The sequence below is a fragment of the Achromobacter pestifer genome, from assembly GCF_013267355.1.
Taxonomy (GTDB): Bacteria; Pseudomonadota; Gammaproteobacteria; order Burkholderiales; family Burkholderiaceae_B; genus Achromobacter; species Achromobacter pestifer_A.
Window position 1 is genome coordinate 2,490,634 of the sequence record NZ_CP053985.1, and the last position, 14,211, is coordinate 2,504,844.

The following is a 14,211-nucleotide window of genomic DNA, read 5'->3' on the forward strand; positions in this document are numbered from 1 at the left end:
CCGCGCCATGCCTTTATCCACCTGGTTGACGTTCTTCCTGGCCTCCTGGGCCATTTCGTTCTCGCCCGGCGCGGGAGCGATCTCGGCGATGTCCTCCGGGCTGAAATACGGCTTTGCGCGCGGCTACTGGAACACGGCTGGCCTGATCCTGGGCATCCTGTTCCAGTTTGTCGTGGTGGCGGTGGGCCTGGGCGCCGTGCTGGCCACGTCCGAAATGGCCTTCAACGTGGTCAAGTACCTGGGCGTGGCCTACCTGATCTACCTGGGCGTGCGCCAGATCCGCACGGATGCCGCGCCGGTCACGGTGGATTCGGGCGACCCCAAGCGCGCCACGGTCCGTGAACTGGTGCTGCGCGGCTTCCTGATCAACACCATGAACCCCAAGGGCACGGTGTTCCTGCTCGCCGTGGTGCCGCAGTTCGTGGACACCGCGCTGCCGCTGACCCAGCAATACGCGGCGATCGCCGCCACGCTGGCGTTCACCGACCTGGTGGCCATGGGCGTGTACACGCTGCTGGCGGCGCGTGTGCTGCGCCTGCTGCGCAGCGCCAAGCACATCCGCTGGATGAACCGGACCTTTGGTTCGCTGTTCATCCTGGCAGGCGTATTCCTGGCGTCGTTCCGCCGCCATTCCTGAATCCCATGCGCGGGGCATGCGCCGGCGACGGTGCGTGCCCCGCGCTTTTTCATGCCCGATACCGGACCGCGCCGGGCGTAACAGCGGCGCCAAGTAAAATCCTTCCGATCATGAACATTCCTCACGAAGTAGCGCGGCGCCGTACGTTCGCCATCATTTCCCACCCCGACGCGGGTAAAACAACGCTGACCGAAAAGCTGCTGCTGTTCGCAGGCGCGATCCAGATCGCCGGCAGCGTCAAGGCGCGCAAGGCCTCGCGCCACGCCTCGTCCGACTGGATGGAAATCGAAAAGCAGCGCGGCATTTCCGTGGCGTCCTCGGTGATGCAGATGGAATACCGCGATTGCGTCATCAACCTGCTCGACACCCCGGGCCACGCGGACTTCTCCGAAGACACGTACCGGGTGCTGACGGCGGTGGATGCCGCGCTCATGGTGATCGACGCCGCCAACGGCGTGGAACCGCAAACCATCCGCCTCTTGCAGGTCTGCCGCGCGCGCAACACGCCCATCATCACGTTCATCAACAAGATGGACCGCGAAGTGCGCGAGCCGCTGGAACTGCTGGCCGAAATCGAAGGCCACCTGGGCATGGACGCGGTGCCGTTCTCGTGGCCGGTAGGCATGGGCAAGTCGTTCGGGGGAGTGTTCGACATCCGCCAGGACCGCATGCGCGTGTTCCGCCCTGGGCAGGAACGCCGCTCGGACACGGACGACTTCATCGAAGGCCTGGACAATCCCGAGATCGCTCGACGCTTCGGCTCCGCTTTCGAGCAGGCCAGCGGCGAGATCGAACTCATCAACGAAGCCGCGCCCGCCTTCGACCGCGAACAGTTCCTGGCCGGCAAGCAGACGCCCGTGTTCTTCGGCTCCGCCATCAACAACTTCGGCGTGCAGGAAGTGCTGGACGCGCTGGTCGAACAGGCGCCGCCCCCCGGCCCGCGTGTGTCCATGCAGCGCCTGGTGCAGCCCACGGAACCCAAGTTCACCGGCGTGGTGTTCAAGGTGCAGGCCAATATGGACCCCGCCCACCGCGACCGCGTCGCGTTCGTGCGTGTCAGCTCCGGCCGCTTCGAGCGCGGCATGCGCCTGAAGGTCGCCCGCACCAACAAGGAAATGCGGCCCAACAACGTCGTGTCCTTCCTGTCGCAGCGGCGCGAGTTGCTGGACGAGGCCTATGCCGGCGACGTGATCGGCATTCCCAACCATGGCGTGCTGCAACTCGGCGACGTGCTGACCGAAGGCGAAACGCTGCAGTTCACCGGCTTGCCGTTCTTCGCCCCCGAACTGTTCCAGGCGGTGGAAGTGAAGGACCCGCTGCGCATCAAGCAACTGCGCACCGGCCTCACGCAATTGGGCGAGGAAGGCGCCATCCAGGTGTTCCGCCCCGAGGCCTCGGGCGGCTCGCTGCTGCTGGGCGCGGTCGGCCAGCTGCAGTTCGAAGTGGTCGCCCATCGCCTGAAGACCGAGTATGGCGTGGACGCCCGGATGCTGCCTTCCCGCTACACAATGGCACGTTGGATTACGTCTGAAAACCCCAAGGCGCTGCGCAAGTTCATGGATGCCAATGCCGCCCATATCGCCTATGATGTTGTGGATGCGGCGGCGTTTTTGATCGGTTCTCCCGCGCAGTTGCGCGTGGCCGAGGAACTGTATCCCGATGTGAAATTCCATGCCATGCGCGAGCACGGCGGCAAGGTTTTCGGAGACAAAGCGTAGACCCGTTCGGGTTCCGCACGGCAGATGAGGGTAGCAATGTCTTGGCGTTTCTTATTCGCAACGCTCCTGATCGCGCTTGGCGCGTCGGCCTGGGGCGGAATTCAACTGGGTGATTGGCTGGTGGCGCATGCGCCGGTGGCCGCGCCTGCTCCTGGCCAGGATGCCTCGGCATCCCAGCAGCCCGTGCTGGACGCCAACGGCCGTCCTTACGTGGCTCAGCCTCCGCAACCGCGCATCGACGGCACCTTGGGCGTGCCCGACAAGCCGAACGACCGCGAATGGCAGGTCAATACCGTCTCGTTGTTCGACAGCGTGAGCGATCCCGCGGTGAAAATCTCGCGCGAACGCATCAGCCCGGACCAGGCCCGCGAAATCGCGGCGGCTTCGCAAGTGCCGCTGCCCTCGGGCGCGTCGGACGTCAGCACGCTGGATCTGCAGGTGCCGGGCACCTCCACGGCCATCAACGGCGGCCAGGCCCAAGCCGGCGGCTACGGCACCCCGCAAATGGTGCAGGCGCCCCCGCCACCCCCGAACACCGCACAGGCGCCTGGCGCCCTGGGCTGGCAGGACGCACTCAAGCGCGAACTCGCGCAATGCGCCACGCAAGGCTTCTTCGAACGCCCCTCGTGTTCCTGGGCCGCGCGCAACAAGTACTGCGGCCCCAACCGCGCCTGGGGCACCATGGCCGAGTGCCCGGCCCGCCCGCAATAAGTACCGGGCCTGCAACGCAGGCCACGCACGCAGTACCAAAAAAATGGCGCCCCGCAGGGCGCCATTTTTCATGACCGGAACGTTACTCCGGCACGGACATCTGGCTTTGCAGGTAGTTCTGGATGCCGACCTTGTCGATCAGGTCGATCTGCGTTTCCAGGTAGTCGATGTGCTCTTCGGTATCGTCCAGGATGTCCTGGAACAGGTCGCGCGAGACGTAGTCGCGCACCGATTCGCAATGCGCGATCGCTTCCTTCACGGTCGCCTGGGCGCCTTGCTCCAGCTTCAGGTCACAGGCCAGCAATTCCGGCACGTCCTCGCCGATCAGCAGCTTGTGCAGGTCTTGCAGGTTGGGCAGGCCGTCCAGCATGAAGATGCGCGCGATCAAACGATCGGCGTGCTTCATTTCGCCAATGGATTCTTCGTACTCGTGCTTGCCCAGCTTGTCGAAGCCCCAATGGTTCAGCATGCGGGCATGCAGGAAATACTGGTTGATGGCCGTCAGTTCGTTGGTCAGTTGCTTGTTCAGAAACTGGATGACGGTTTTGTCGCCTTTCATGATGGACTCCTTGCAGTCAGGCGCGACGCAAATGCATCGCGACAAAGGAGCGCACGATGCCGCGCGTACGCAACCCCGGCAGACTACCACCAGGCGCAGGGCCGCGCCTAGCCTTGCGCTGCATTTGGTAAACCGCTTTAGGAGCGCTACAAGAAAGCGACAAGCCAATGAGAATGAGTATGCGTGCGTGATGCCTTGCATGCCGGCATCAACAACGATGCGGCCTGACGGCGCGCGATGCCGTCGAATCCGCCGCCCGATCCACGCGATCGCATGCGGCTATGCGTCCCCCGGCCGCATGAAACGCGCCGGCTCGCGGCCGGCGGCGTTTCGTTGCGGATCGGCAACCCCGACCGCGAAGACGCGCTAATCGCTACGCCGCGTCGCCAGCCAGATGCCGAACGCAATCGGGACGATGCCCAGCAAATCCAGCCACGAGACGTGCTCGCCCAGCACCAGCCATCCGAACAACAGGCCCAGCGGCGGCATCAGGAAGTGCAGCGCGCTCGCCGCCGTGGCGCTGGCGCGGCCCAGGATCATGAACCACAGGTAGTAACCGCCCATCGACACCGCGACGATCATGTAGGCCATGCTCCAGAACAGGCTCGCGGTCATGCGCGCATCGCCAAGGCTCTCATGCATCAGCGCAAAGGGCAGCAAGGCCACGGCGCCGGCCAGCGACTGTATGCCCGTGGACGTCCACAGGCCCGAGGACGGCTTCAAGCGCTTGTAGAGCAGCGTGCCTGCCACCAACGCCACCAGGCCGCCCGTGACCAGCAGCGTGCCATGCAGATCCTCCTGCATGCCCGACAAGCGCGAGCGCAACACCAGGGCCACGCCCGCCAATCCCAGGCACAGGCCCAGCAGCTTGCGCCAGCCCAGCCGCTCGCCCAGCACCGGGCCAGCCAGCACGCCGATGAGCAGCGGGTTGGTACTGATCAGCACCGCGGTGAACGCGGAAGATACCGTCGTCATGCCCGACCAGCTCAAACCCAGGTACAGGGCGTTGTTCAACGCCCCCAGCAGGATCAGCGCGGCCAGGTCGCGCGCACTTGGCATTTTCCAGCGGCCGGTCGCCGCCGCCAGGCCCAGCATCAAGGCTCCCGCGATCACGAAGCGGATGGTCAGCAAGGTCAGCGGCGGACAGTCCCGCACCGCGATCTTGGCCGCGGCGAACGCCGAACTCCACAGGAAGCAGAAAGCCGCGATGGGCGCCCAACTGATGCCCGGCGAGGCTTGGGTAGGCAGGGCGGCAGCAGACAGGGTCGAGGTGGCCTTCATGATGAGTCCGGAAGGTGGCGCAAAGCCGCGATTGCGGCGGATGTAGGGATTCTGCGCGGACGCCTATCCATTGACAAACTCTTTATTCGGATCGAAAGTATTTGAAAAATGAATGCATGGAGTCACCAATGCCAGACCTCGATCTTTTGCACAGCTTCGTGTCCGTCGTGGACGCCGGCGGCTTCACGGCGGCGGGCGAACGCGTCCACCGCAGCCAGTCGACTGTCAGCCAGCAGATCCGCAAGCTGGAAGAATCCTTGGAATGCGCGCTGTTCGTGCGCGAAGGCCGCCAGGTCTCGCTGACCGAGGACGGCGAGCGCCTTCTGGGCTATGCGCGGCGGATGCTGGCCCTGTCCACGGAGGTCCGCGAAGCCGTCAGCGGGCGCAAGCGCGTGGACGTGATTCGCTTGGGCATCCCGGACGACTTCGCGGCCGACACGCTGACCCTCCTGGTGTCGGAGTTTGCGCGGTCCCGCCCAGGCGTGCGGCTATCGGTCCGCTGCGACCTGACCTCGGCGCTCACGCGCGCGCTGGAACGAGGCGACCTGGATGTTGCGCTGCTCAAGCGCGAGCCCGGCGCGGGCGCCTCGCTGGCCGCCTGGTCCGAGCAATTGCATTGGATCGGCGCCCCGGGACTGGACGTCGCGGCAACCGAGCCGGTACCGCTGGTCGCGTTTCCGCAGGGCTGCATCTACCGCAACCGCGCCATCCATGCCCTGGAAGCGGCGGGCCGGCATTGGCGCATCGCCTACGAAAGCCCGAACCTGATGGGCTTGCAGGCGGCATTGACAGGAGGGTTGGGTGTGGCGCTGCTGGAGCGGCGCTGCCTCTTGCCGGACCATCGGATCATCGATGCGGGCCTGCCTGCGGTGCCGTCGACCGAACTGGCGCTCTGCCTGGCCGATACGGTGCGCGAGCCTGCGCGTCAGCTGGCGATGACTATCCGGGAATTCTGCGAGAAAGAAGCAACGCGGCCCGCTGCGTGACGGCAGCGAGCCGGAAAGAAACGACTATCCTCAGGCGATCGCGACCAGGGGAATCGGGAAGCTGCTGTTGGCAGCAGGCGCGCCCGACTCAACCAGGGCGGCCGGAGGATTGACCGGAACGGCTATGGAGCGCACGTCGCACACGCTGGAGCAGCGGCCGCCTGGCAGGTATTCGGTGGCGGTAGCCGCACAGCAGCCGCAGCACGTGGCCACGCCCAGCTCGAATTGCAGGTCGGAAAGCGTCGTCGCGCCTGCATCCACGCTGGCGCGGACTTGGCGTTCGGTGATGGCATTACATACGCAAATGTACATGAGAATAATTATCGAAAATTATTCCGCTACTGGCAAGCCCCGCAAGCAAATAAATTTGCAACCAAAGTGTCACGCAAGTCTTTGAAAACAGGGACGAATTTCTGCAAATCCGTCCCTCATTTCACTAGCCGGTTCAGCGGGCCGCAGCCTGCGCCTTGCGCAACGCTGCCGGGGCTATCCGCAGCGCTTCGCGGTACTTTGCCACCGTTCTTCGAGCGATGACTATCCCCTGATCGGCCAGCTTTTGCATGATCTGGCTGTCGGACAAGGGTTTGGCCCGGTTCTCATCCGCCACCATCTGGCGGATGAAGGTCTGCACCGCCGTGGCCGAGGTGGCGTCCCCGCCGTCCGTCGAAACCCCCGTTCCGAAGAAGCGCTTGAGCTCCAGCGTACCAAACGGAGTGAGCATGTACTTCTGCGTTGTCGCCCGTGAAATGGTGGATTCGTGCAAACCGAGTTCACCCGCGATGTCCTTCAGGATGAGCGGCCGCATGGCGACCGGCCCCTGGCTGAAGAAAGCGGTCTGGTGCTGCACGATGGCCTGGGCCACACGCAGGATGGTGTCGAAACGCTGCTCCACGTTGCGGATCATCCAGCGGGCCTGCTGCAGTTGCGATTGCAGCCCGGCATGCGCGGACTCCTTCTGGTTGCCCAGCATCTGGGCGTACAGGCCGTTGATCTGCAACTTAGGCATGGCGGCGCTGTTGAGGGTGACCTGCCAGCCGCCACGGGTCTTGCGCACGATGACGTCGGGCACCGCGTAATCGGCCGCGGGCACGGTCCAGGCGCGTCCCGGGCGCGGTTCCAGCCGCAGGATCAGGGAATGGGCCGAGCGGAACGTGGCGTCGTCGCAGCCCACGGCGGCGCACAGGCGCGCAGCGTTGCCCGTCGCCAGCAAGGCCAGGTGCTGAGCGCAGATCTGCCTGGCACAGACCAGGGCCGCGGCATCGGCCGCTTCGGGCAGTTGATCCAGATCCGGGTTGCGCAGCTGCAACAGCAGGCATTCCGCCATGTCGCGCGCGCCGATGCCGGGCGGATCGAACGACTGCAGCAGCGAAAGGGCGGCCTTCAGCTCGTCGATGTCCGGCTCCAGCTCCGCGGGCAGCCACTCCAGGATCTCCTCCAGCGGCGATCCCAGGTAGCCGTTTTCGTCCAGCTCGTCGATCAGCAGACCGGCCAGCGCGACGTCGCGCGGCGCGGCGCGTGTCAGCATAAGCTGGCCCAGCAGATGCTCGCGCAGCGTATCCGGCCGCGCGGCCTCGGGCCGGCTGGAATCTTCGTCGGGGTAGACCCCGCCGGAGCCCGGCATTTCGTCCACCGGCGTCTCGCGTTCGGCGGCAGGCTCATCGTCCTGCACGGAGGACTCGCGCTCGGACTCGGCCGGCGCCTCGGCCGACGGCGCTTCGTCCTGCCGCTCCAGCAGCGGGTTCTCCGCCAGCACTTGCGAAATCTCGGCTTCAAGCTCGAGCGTGGACAGTTGCAACAATCGGATCGATTGCTGCAGTTGTGGCGTCAGCGTCAGATGCTGACCAGGTCGCAGTTCTAAAATTGGACGGGTCATAGGTACAATATTTTGCATGATGAATCTGACTTCGCCTGCAAGCGTCCGCCAGGACTGCCGCCTCATTGGCCAGACCCTGCTCAAACTGGCGCTTCCCCGACTCGTAATGCGCGCGATTGTCATCGCCGTCGCCCTGGTCATCTGGTATCTGGCCGCCAACTGGATACTGAATTTCGGCCGCACCGTGAACTACGAGTTCCTGCATTCCCTGGGGCAGCCGACCATGGACATGGTGCAAAAGGTCAATCCCTACATCTGGTGGGTAGTGGCTGGCATCTGGACCCTGATCGTGTTCTTCACGTTGCGCGCCTGGTTGTCCGCCAGCCTCGCGTCCGGCAGCGCCACGCCGGTCGAAACCAGCGTGCTGGCCAACCTGGCGCCCAACCTGTCCGAGGAAACCCTGGGCGTGCTGCGCTGGACCTGGGGCGACCGCCAGGAACCCTTCACGGTGGGCGATCTGCGCCGCTCTCTGTCTGAAATCCGCCACAATCGCGCCGGCAAGATCGCCATGGTCGCGGAACAGGCTCGCATCCTGGAACCGTCCGACCGCACGCCGCGCGATCCTCGCGACGACGTCCGCCGTGAAGCGCGCAGCGAAGGACGCAGCGAGCGCTACGTGGAACCTCGCATCGGCCCGGCCCGGTAACTCCGTCCTCCCGCCATTCCCATAGCAGGCCGCCGATAGGCGGCCTGTTTGTTTTCGGTCCCTCGCCAGCCAGGCCACGCACCACAGGTAAGCCGACGACCATCCAGCCCCGTTTTGCTGAATTTTCTTCAGCAAAATGCGCTGTCACCAGCCCGCGACCAGCTCCGACACAAAAGAGTATTCAGTTGCGCTTACGACGAAAATATGTTTGACTAGCAACCTATGGCCGCTTACCGCACCCCCTTCGCGATTGCCACCGGACGCTTCGACGCTCCGGTTGCCGGCCTGCGCGCTCGTTCCTCCACCTACGCGCTATCGCTATACCTACCGATCGGTTGCCGGGCCTAGTGTCCCCGTGGTAGCTCGGCAACCACGCTTGCCACACGCGATTTCCCCCTTTTATCTCTGAATCCTGCCGGTCAATCACGGCAAACCTTGGCACAAGACCGTCATCCGGTCGCGTAGCCGCCGCGGGAAGCATTCCCGGGATTCAAAAGAAACCGATCGAGGTGTAGTAATGATGCTTGCCAACCCCGCCACCAAATACGTCCCCTTCGCGCCCTTTGCCCGCGACTTTTCCGAACGCACCTGGCCCAGCCGCCGCATCACCAAGGCGCCGATCTGGATGAGCACGGACTTGCGCGACGGCAACCAGGCGCTGATCGAACCGATGAGCGTGGACCGCAAGGTCCGCTTCTTCGAACAATTGGTGAAGATCGGCTTCAAGGAAATCGAAGTGGGCTTCCCGTCGGCCTCGCAGACCGACTTCGACTTCGTGCGCAAGCTCATCGACGAAAAGCGCATCCCCGACGACGTCACCATCATCGTGTTGACGCAGGCGCGCGAAGACCTGATCAGCCGCACGGTGGAATCCGCCGCCGGCGCCAAGCAAGCCATCGTCCACCTGTACAACGCCTGCGCCCCGGCGTTCCGCAAGGTCGTGTTCAACATGAGCAAGGACGAGATCAAGAACATCGCCACCACCGGCACGCGCCTGGTGAAGCAGTACATGGCGCAGCACCCGCAAACGCAATGGCGCTACCAGTACTCGCCCGAAGTCTTCAGCACGACCGAACCCGAATTCGCGCTGGAAGTCTCCAACGCCGTGGCCGACGTATGGCAGCCCACGCCCGAGTGCAAGATGGTGTTGAACCTGCCCGCCACCATCGAGGCCACCAGCCCCAATCTGTACGCCGACCAGATCGAATGGATGCACAAGAACCTGGCACGCCGCGACAGCATCGTGCTCAGCGTGCACCCGCACAATGACCGCGGCACCGCCGTGGCCGCCGCCGAATTCGCCGTGATGGCCGGCGCCGACCGCATCGAAGGCTGCCTCTTCGGCAGCGGCGAGCGCACCGGCAACGTCGACCTCGTCACGCTCGCATTGAACCTCTACACGCAGGGCGTGCATCCGGGCCTGGACTTCTCGGACATCGACGAAGTGCGCCGCTGCGCCGAGTACTGCAACCAGTTGCCGGTCCACCCGCGCCATCCGTACGCAGGCGACCTGGTCTTCACGGCGTTCTCGGGTTCGCACCAGGACGCCATCAAGAAGGGCTTTGCCCAGCAGCAGGCCGACGCCGTCTGGGAAGTGCCTTACTTGCCGATCGACCCGGCCGACCTCGGCCGCAGCTACGACGCGGTCATTCGCGTGAACAGCCAGTCGGGCAAGGGCGGCGTGTCGTACCTGCTTGAACAGGAACACGGCCTGGTGTTGCCGCGCCGCCTGCAGATCGAATTCAGCCGCGCCATCCAGCGCGTCACCGACGAAACTGGCCGCGAAGTCACGGCCGACGACGTGCACACCATCTTCAACCGCGAGTACCTCGAACAGAAGTCGCCGTGGAAGCTGGTGCGCCACCGCATCGACGGCAATCCGTCGGCGGGCGAGGGCCAGCATTTCAGCATTGAAGCCGAACTCGAATACAACGGCGAACGCCGCATCGTGACGGGCAAGGGCGATGGCGCCATCTCGGCCTTCGTGGCCGCGCTGGACGTGCCCGTGCGCATCATGGACTACCACGAGCACGCCATCGGCACCGGCACCGACACGCGCGCCGCTTCCTACGTGGAATTGCGCGTCGGCGAATCGAGCACCGGCTTCGGCGTGGGCATCGACCGCGACATCGTGACGGCCTCGTTCCAGGCCGTGCTGAGCGCCGTCAACCGCCACATCAATGCCGGCGCCGTGACCGCAACCGAGCAAGAAACCGCTGAGACCGCGTGATCCGCAACCCGGCGTAAAAAAGCCAGCCTTATCGGGCTGGCTTTTTCTTTGGGCGCGATCGCGGCTGAAACTCAGCCGCGCGGCCACATGTCGGACGCACCGATGTCCGGCGCGGTTGCGGCCAGCAGCCGCTGATGAACCCATGCCGCCAACGCCAAGGTCCGGTGGTCGCTGTGGCGCGCACCGACCAATTGCAGCCCGACGGGCAGACCTTGCGGGCCCGTGGCGAACGGCAGGCTCAGGCTAGGATGGCCGAACAAGGTCCACGCGCGCGAGAACTGCGGGTCGCCCGTGCCCAGGTCCGCAAACGGCGCCTCGCCGCTCGCGCTAGGCGCGAGCAACACATCGTATTTATCGAACCACGTATCCACGCGCGCACGGGATTCAACAACGCGGGCCAGGTTCTTCTGGTGATCTTCCGCGGTGATCCGCGCGCCCGCTTCCAGAACGGCCTGGATCTTGGGGCTGAGTTGCGCAGCATGCTCCAGGCGTTCATAGGCGAGCGCCTGCGAAGCCTCGAACGCCATGATGTCCGCATGCATCTGCACCAGCACGCAATGTTCGGGCGGCAGCGGCACTTCCTCGACCACCGCGCCGGCGCGCGACAGGATGGCCGCGGCCTGCGCGTAGGCTTCCTTGGTTTCGGGCTGGGCGTGCCGCCATTGCAGGCTGCGGTACATGCCGATGCGCGGCTTGCCGTCGTAAGCCAGGTCCAGCATCCGGGGATCGCGCATCAGCACCGAGGCGAACAGCGCCACGTCCGGCACCGAGCGCGCAAAGCCCCCGATGGTGTCCAGCGACTCTGCCAGGCTCTTGACGCCCGCGCGGGAAATGCTGCCGAAGGTCGGCTTGAATCCCACGATGCCGCAATAGGACGCGGGCCGGATGATGGAAGCCGCGGTCTGCGTGCCCAACGCGAAGGGCACCATGTCATCGGCCACCGCCGCGGCCGAACCGCTGGACGAACCGCCGGGCGAATAGGCCTCGTTGCGCGGGTTGCGCGTGGGGCCCGCCTGATAGGTAGCGAATTCAGTCGTCACGGTCTTGCCGACGACGATCGCGCCCGCCCCCCGGCAGAGCGCGACGGACGCCGCGTCCAGGCCGGGATGGTGGCGTTCATAGATGGGCGAGCCGTAGCGCGTGGGCAGGTCGACAGTGTCGAACAGGTCCTTCACGCCCATGGGCAGGCCATGCAGCACGCCGCGCAGCGCACCGCGGTCCAGTTCCTGCGCGCGATCCAGCGCGGCCTGCTTTTGCAGCGCGGTCCAGGCATGGATGGTGCTTTCGCGTTGCTCGATGCGCGCAAAGCAGGCACGCACCAATTGCTCCGCGGTCAATTCGCGCCGTTGCAGCTTGCGCGCGGCTTCCAGCGCGCCAAGTCTGTTCAAGGCAGTAGACATGGTCCTTTCCTCTTTACCGGCGCCGCGCATCGCGCGGCGGCTGAACTACGCACCCGGTCCCCTTGACCGAGGATCTCCCGCAACGCCCGGCGTCATGCCGCGAGGTTCCAGTAGATCCATTCCAGCCATTGTGCGCGTTGCGTCAATTAGGAAAAACACCGAAAACACCTTGTTTTTCCTGGAAAAATCGCGCGCCGCGCCTTGGCTTTGTGTTGTTGCGTCGACGCCAGCATAGCGCAAACCCGTGCAATACAAAGGTCATATTTGTCTTGTAAGATGAAAACGTTTTCACCGAAACCAACAACAATCCAGCCATGGCTTCGCGCTCGACGCCCCGCTTTTCCATCATTGAAGTGGCTCGCAAGGCGGGGGTTTCGCCGGCGACGGTTTCGCGCGCGTTCAACCAGCCCGAGATCGTGCATCCCGACACGCTCGCGCACATCCGCAACGTCGCCAAGCGCGCGGGATTCCGGCCCAACCGCGTGGGCCGCAGCCTGCGTTCGGGCAGCACGCGCACCATCGGCCTGATACTGCCCACGCTGTCCAACCCCGTGTTCGCCGAGTGTTTCGAAGGCGCGGAGCGGTGCGCGCGGGAATCCGGCTACAGCGTCATGTTGACCGCCACCGGCTACGATCCCGCGGTTGAATCCGCCGCGGTCCAGGGCCTGATGGACCACCAGGTCGACGGCCTGATCCTGACGGTCGCGGACGCCGCCAAGAGCGCCACGCTGGACGACCTGGACCACGCCGGCATTCCCTACGTGCTGGTCTACAACGAGTCCGGCGCCCATCCCTTCGCGTCGGTCGACAACCGCGCCGCCGCCAGCGACATGGTGGCCCACCTGGCCGCGCTGGGCCACCGCCGCATCGCCCTGGTGACGGGTCCGCTGACCGCATCGGATCGCGCCCGCCGCCGCCTGACCGGCGCGCGCGCCTGCGCCAAGCGGCTGGGCCTGGACGACATCCAGCACATCTCCATGAGTTCGCACACGGGCAGCGACCTGGATGCCCTGAAGGCCGCGCTGCGCGGCAAGCAGGCGCCCACCGCCTTGTTCTGTTCCAACGATCTGCTGGCCACCGCGGTCATCGCCGACCTGGTGGGCCTGGGGCTTTCCGTGCCCGCCGATATCTCGGTATGCGGCTTCGACGGCATGCGCTTCGGCGCATTGTTGACGCCGCCCCTGACCACCGTGGCCCAACCCAGCGACGGCATCGGCCAAACCGCGTGCTCGAATCTGCTGGCGCAGATCCAGGGCCAACCGCCGCACTCGGACCGCCTGCCACATTGCATCGTCGTCGGCGGCACCGCCGCGCCGGTACGCCGCTAAGGCCTCTTCCCACAACAACCATACTTCTGTACACGCGTCATGCTCATCGCACAAATCACCGACCTGCACATGCGCACCCCCGGCGACAAGGCCTACGGCATCATCGATCCAGCGGCCTTCCTGGCGCCCGCGGTGCGCGCCCTCAATGCCCTGACGCCGCGGCCGGACTGCGTGCTGATCACGGGCGACCTGACGGACCTGGGCCGCCCGCACGAGTACCAAGTGCTGCGCGATCACCTGCAGGCGCTGGAAATTCCGTATTTCCTGCTGCCCGGCAACCACGACGACCGGGCCCAGCTACGCGCGGCCTTCCCGGACCACGCCTATCTGCAAGGCGAGGAACCGTTCATCCAGTACGCCATCGAGACCTATCCGCTGCGCATGCTGGCGCTGGATACGGTGGTGCCCATGAAGAGCCACGGCGAGCTCTGCCAGGACCGCCTGGACTGGCTGGCCACGCGCCTGGCCGAACAGCCTGAACGGCCCACGCTGGTCCTGATGCACCACCCGCCTTTCCTGACCGGCATCGAACACATGGACGCCATCGGCCTGCTGGCCGGCGCGCCCGAGCTCGAACGCATCGTGGCGCGCTTTCCCAATGTGGAGCGCGTGCTTTGCGGCCACCTGCACCGCACGATCTTCCAGCGCTTCGGCGGCACCATCGCGTCCACCTGTCCGGGCACCGCGCACCAGCTCGCGCTGGAACTGGGGCCGCGCCCGACGCTGCAATACATCATGGAACCGCCGGGCTATCAGCTGCATTGGTGGCAAGGCCGCAACCTGGTCACGCATCATGCGGTCATTGGGGATTACCCCGGTCCGTATCCTTTCGCCTGAGGCCC

13 protein-coding genes are annotated in these 14,211 nt (G+C 65.2%); 8 read left to right on the plus strand and 5 right to left on the minus strand.

The features are described 5' to 3' along the window. The first annotated feature begins 7 nt into the window (after positions 1-7). From FOC84_RS12065 to FOC84_RS12075, 3 genes are all read left to right on the plus strand, one after another. Entirely contained in the window at positions 8-637 is a 630-nt protein-coding gene (locus tag FOC84_RS12065) for a LysE family translocator (protein ID WP_173144619.1), read from the plus strand. 110 nt (positions 638-747) lie between these two features. Then, on the plus strand, positions 748-2,355 hold the full coding sequence (locus FOC84_RS12070; protein WP_173144620.1) for a peptide chain release factor 3: 1,608 nt from the start codon (positions 748-750) through the stop codon (positions 2,353-2,355). A 24-nt stretch (positions 2,356-2,379) separates the two neighbouring features. Then, entirely contained in the window at positions 2,380-3,066 is a 687-nt protein-coding gene (locus FOC84_RS12075; RefSeq protein WP_173144621.1) for a hypothetical protein, read from the plus strand. Positions 3,067-3,148: 82 nt separating this feature from the next. Here FOC84_RS12075 and bfr read toward each other — a convergent pair whose 3' ends face one another. Together bfr and FOC84_RS12085 are read right to left on the minus strand one after the other, a co-directional pair. Continuing rightward, on the minus strand, positions 3,149-3,625 hold the full coding sequence (gene bfr, locus FOC84_RS12080) for a bacterioferritin (RefSeq protein ID WP_013390908.1): 477 nt from the start codon (positions 3,623-3,625) through the stop codon (positions 3,149-3,151). A 366-nt stretch (positions 3,626-3,991) separates the two neighbouring features. Continuing rightward, positions 3,992-4,906 (minus strand): DMT family transporter, encoded by a 915-nt coding sequence (locus FOC84_RS12085; RefSeq protein WP_173144622.1) that lies wholly within the window; start codon positions 4,904-4,906, stop codon positions 3,992-3,994. Positions 4,907-5,034: 128 nt separating this feature from the next. On the opposite strand from FOC84_RS12085, the gene FOC84_RS12090 reads away from it, so the two are divergent. Continuing rightward, complete coding sequence (locus FOC84_RS12090) at positions 5,035-5,892, plus strand: LysR substrate-binding domain-containing protein (protein WP_173144623.1); 858 nt, start codon at positions 5,035-5,037, stop codon at positions 5,890-5,892. 30 nt (positions 5,893-5,922) lie between these two features. On the opposite strand, the gene FOC84_RS12095 is transcribed toward FOC84_RS12090, so the two are convergent. Further along, entirely contained in the window at positions 5,923-6,204 is a 282-nt protein-coding gene (locus FOC84_RS12095; protein WP_054455575.1) for a (2Fe-2S)-binding protein, read from the minus strand. A gap of 133 nt (positions 6,205-6,337) precedes the next feature. Continuing rightward, the gene (gene rpoN, locus FOC84_RS12100; RefSeq protein ID WP_173144624.1) at positions 6,338-7,783 is read right to left on the minus strand and encodes an RNA polymerase factor sigma-54; all 1,446 of its coding nucleotides are present in this window, start codon (positions 7,781-7,783) and stop codon (positions 6,338-6,340) included. Between rpoN and FOC84_RS12105 the strand changes: the two genes are divergently transcribed. Both FOC84_RS12105 and leuA read left to right on the plus strand, forming a co-directional pair. Further along, positions 7,782-8,411 carry a hypothetical protein gene (locus FOC84_RS12105; RefSeq protein WP_173144625.1) on the plus strand — a complete coding sequence of 210 codons (630 nt, stop codon included), beginning with the start codon at positions 7,782-7,784 and terminating at the stop codon, positions 8,409-8,411. The two genes, rpoN and FOC84_RS12105, sit on opposite strands and share 2 nt — an antisense overlap. A gap of 517 nt (positions 8,412-8,928) precedes the next feature. Beyond that, positions 8,929-10,641 (plus strand): 2-isopropylmalate synthase, encoded by a 1,713-nt coding sequence (gene leuA, locus FOC84_RS12110; protein ID WP_173144626.1) that lies wholly within the window; start codon positions 8,929-8,931, stop codon positions 10,639-10,641. Between the two features lie 71 nt (positions 10,642-10,712). On the opposite strand, the gene FOC84_RS12115 is transcribed toward leuA, so the two are convergent. Then, positions 10,713-12,041: an amidase gene (locus FOC84_RS12115; protein WP_173144627.1), complete on the minus strand. Its 1,329-nt coding sequence runs from the start codon at positions 12,039-12,041 to the stop codon at positions 10,713-10,715. Positions 12,042-12,355: 314 nt separating this feature from the next. Here FOC84_RS12115 and FOC84_RS12120 point away from each other — a divergent pair, with 314 nt between their 5' ends. Together FOC84_RS12120 and FOC84_RS12125 are read left to right on the plus strand one after the other, a co-directional pair. After that, the gene (locus FOC84_RS12120) at positions 12,356-13,369 is read left to right on the plus strand and encodes a LacI family DNA-binding transcriptional regulator (RefSeq protein ID WP_173144628.1); all 1,014 of its coding nucleotides are present in this window, start codon (positions 12,356-12,358) and stop codon (positions 13,367-13,369) included. Positions 13,370-13,408: 39 nt separating this feature from the next. After that, entirely contained in the window at positions 13,409-14,206 is a 798-nt protein-coding gene (locus FOC84_RS12125) for a phosphodiesterase (protein WP_173144629.1), read from the plus strand. The last annotated feature ends 5 nt before the right edge of the window (positions 14,207-14,211 follow it).

Bases quoted from the DNA above. Each gene is read 5' to 3' on its own strand.
- FOC84_RS12085 (WP_173144622.1), bottom strand. From the start codon at position 4,906: ATGAAGGCCACCTCGACCCTGTCTGCTGCCGCCCTGCCTACCCAAGCC.
- FOC84_RS12075 (WP_173144621.1), top strand. From the start codon at position 2,380: ATGAGGGTAGCAATGTCTTGGCGTTTCTTATTCGCAACGCTCCTGATC.
- rpoN (WP_173144624.1), bottom strand. From the start codon at position 7,783: ATGCAAAATATTGTACCTATGACCCGTCCAATTTTAGAACTGCGACCT.
- leuA (WP_173144626.1), top strand. From the start codon at position 8,929: ATGATGCTTGCCAACCCCGCCACCAAATACGTCCCCTTCGCGCCCTTT.
- FOC84_RS12070 (WP_173144620.1), top strand. From the start codon at position 748: ATGAACATTCCTCACGAAGTAGCGCGGCGCCGTACGTTCGCCATCATT.
- FOC84_RS12095 (WP_054455575.1), bottom strand. From the start codon at position 6,204: ATGTACATTTGCGTATGTAATGCCATCACCGAACGCCAAGTCCGCGCC.
- FOC84_RS12120 (WP_173144628.1), top strand. From the start codon at position 12,356: ATGGCTTCGCGCTCGACGCCCCGCTTTTCCATCATTGAAGTGGCTCGC.
- FOC84_RS12105 (WP_173144625.1), top strand. From the start codon at position 7,782: ATGATGAATCTGACTTCGCCTGCAAGCGTCCGCCAGGACTGCCGCCTC.
- FOC84_RS12090 (WP_173144623.1), top strand. From the start codon at position 5,035: ATGCCAGACCTCGATCTTTTGCACAGCTTCGTGTCCGTCGTGGACGCC.
- FOC84_RS12125 (WP_173144629.1), top strand. From the start codon at position 13,409: ATGCTCATCGCACAAATCACCGACCTGCACATGCGCACCCCCGGCGAC.
- FOC84_RS12115 (WP_173144627.1), bottom strand. From the start codon at position 12,041: ATGTCTACTGCCTTGAACAGACTTGGCGCGCTGGAAGCCGCGCGCAAG.
- FOC84_RS12065 (WP_173144619.1), top strand. From the start codon at position 8: ATGCCTTTATCCACCTGGTTGACGTTCTTCCTGGCCTCCTGGGCCATT.
- bfr (WP_013390908.1), bottom strand. From the start codon at position 3,625: ATGAAAGGCGACAAAACCGTCATCCAGTTTCTGAACAAGCAACTGACC.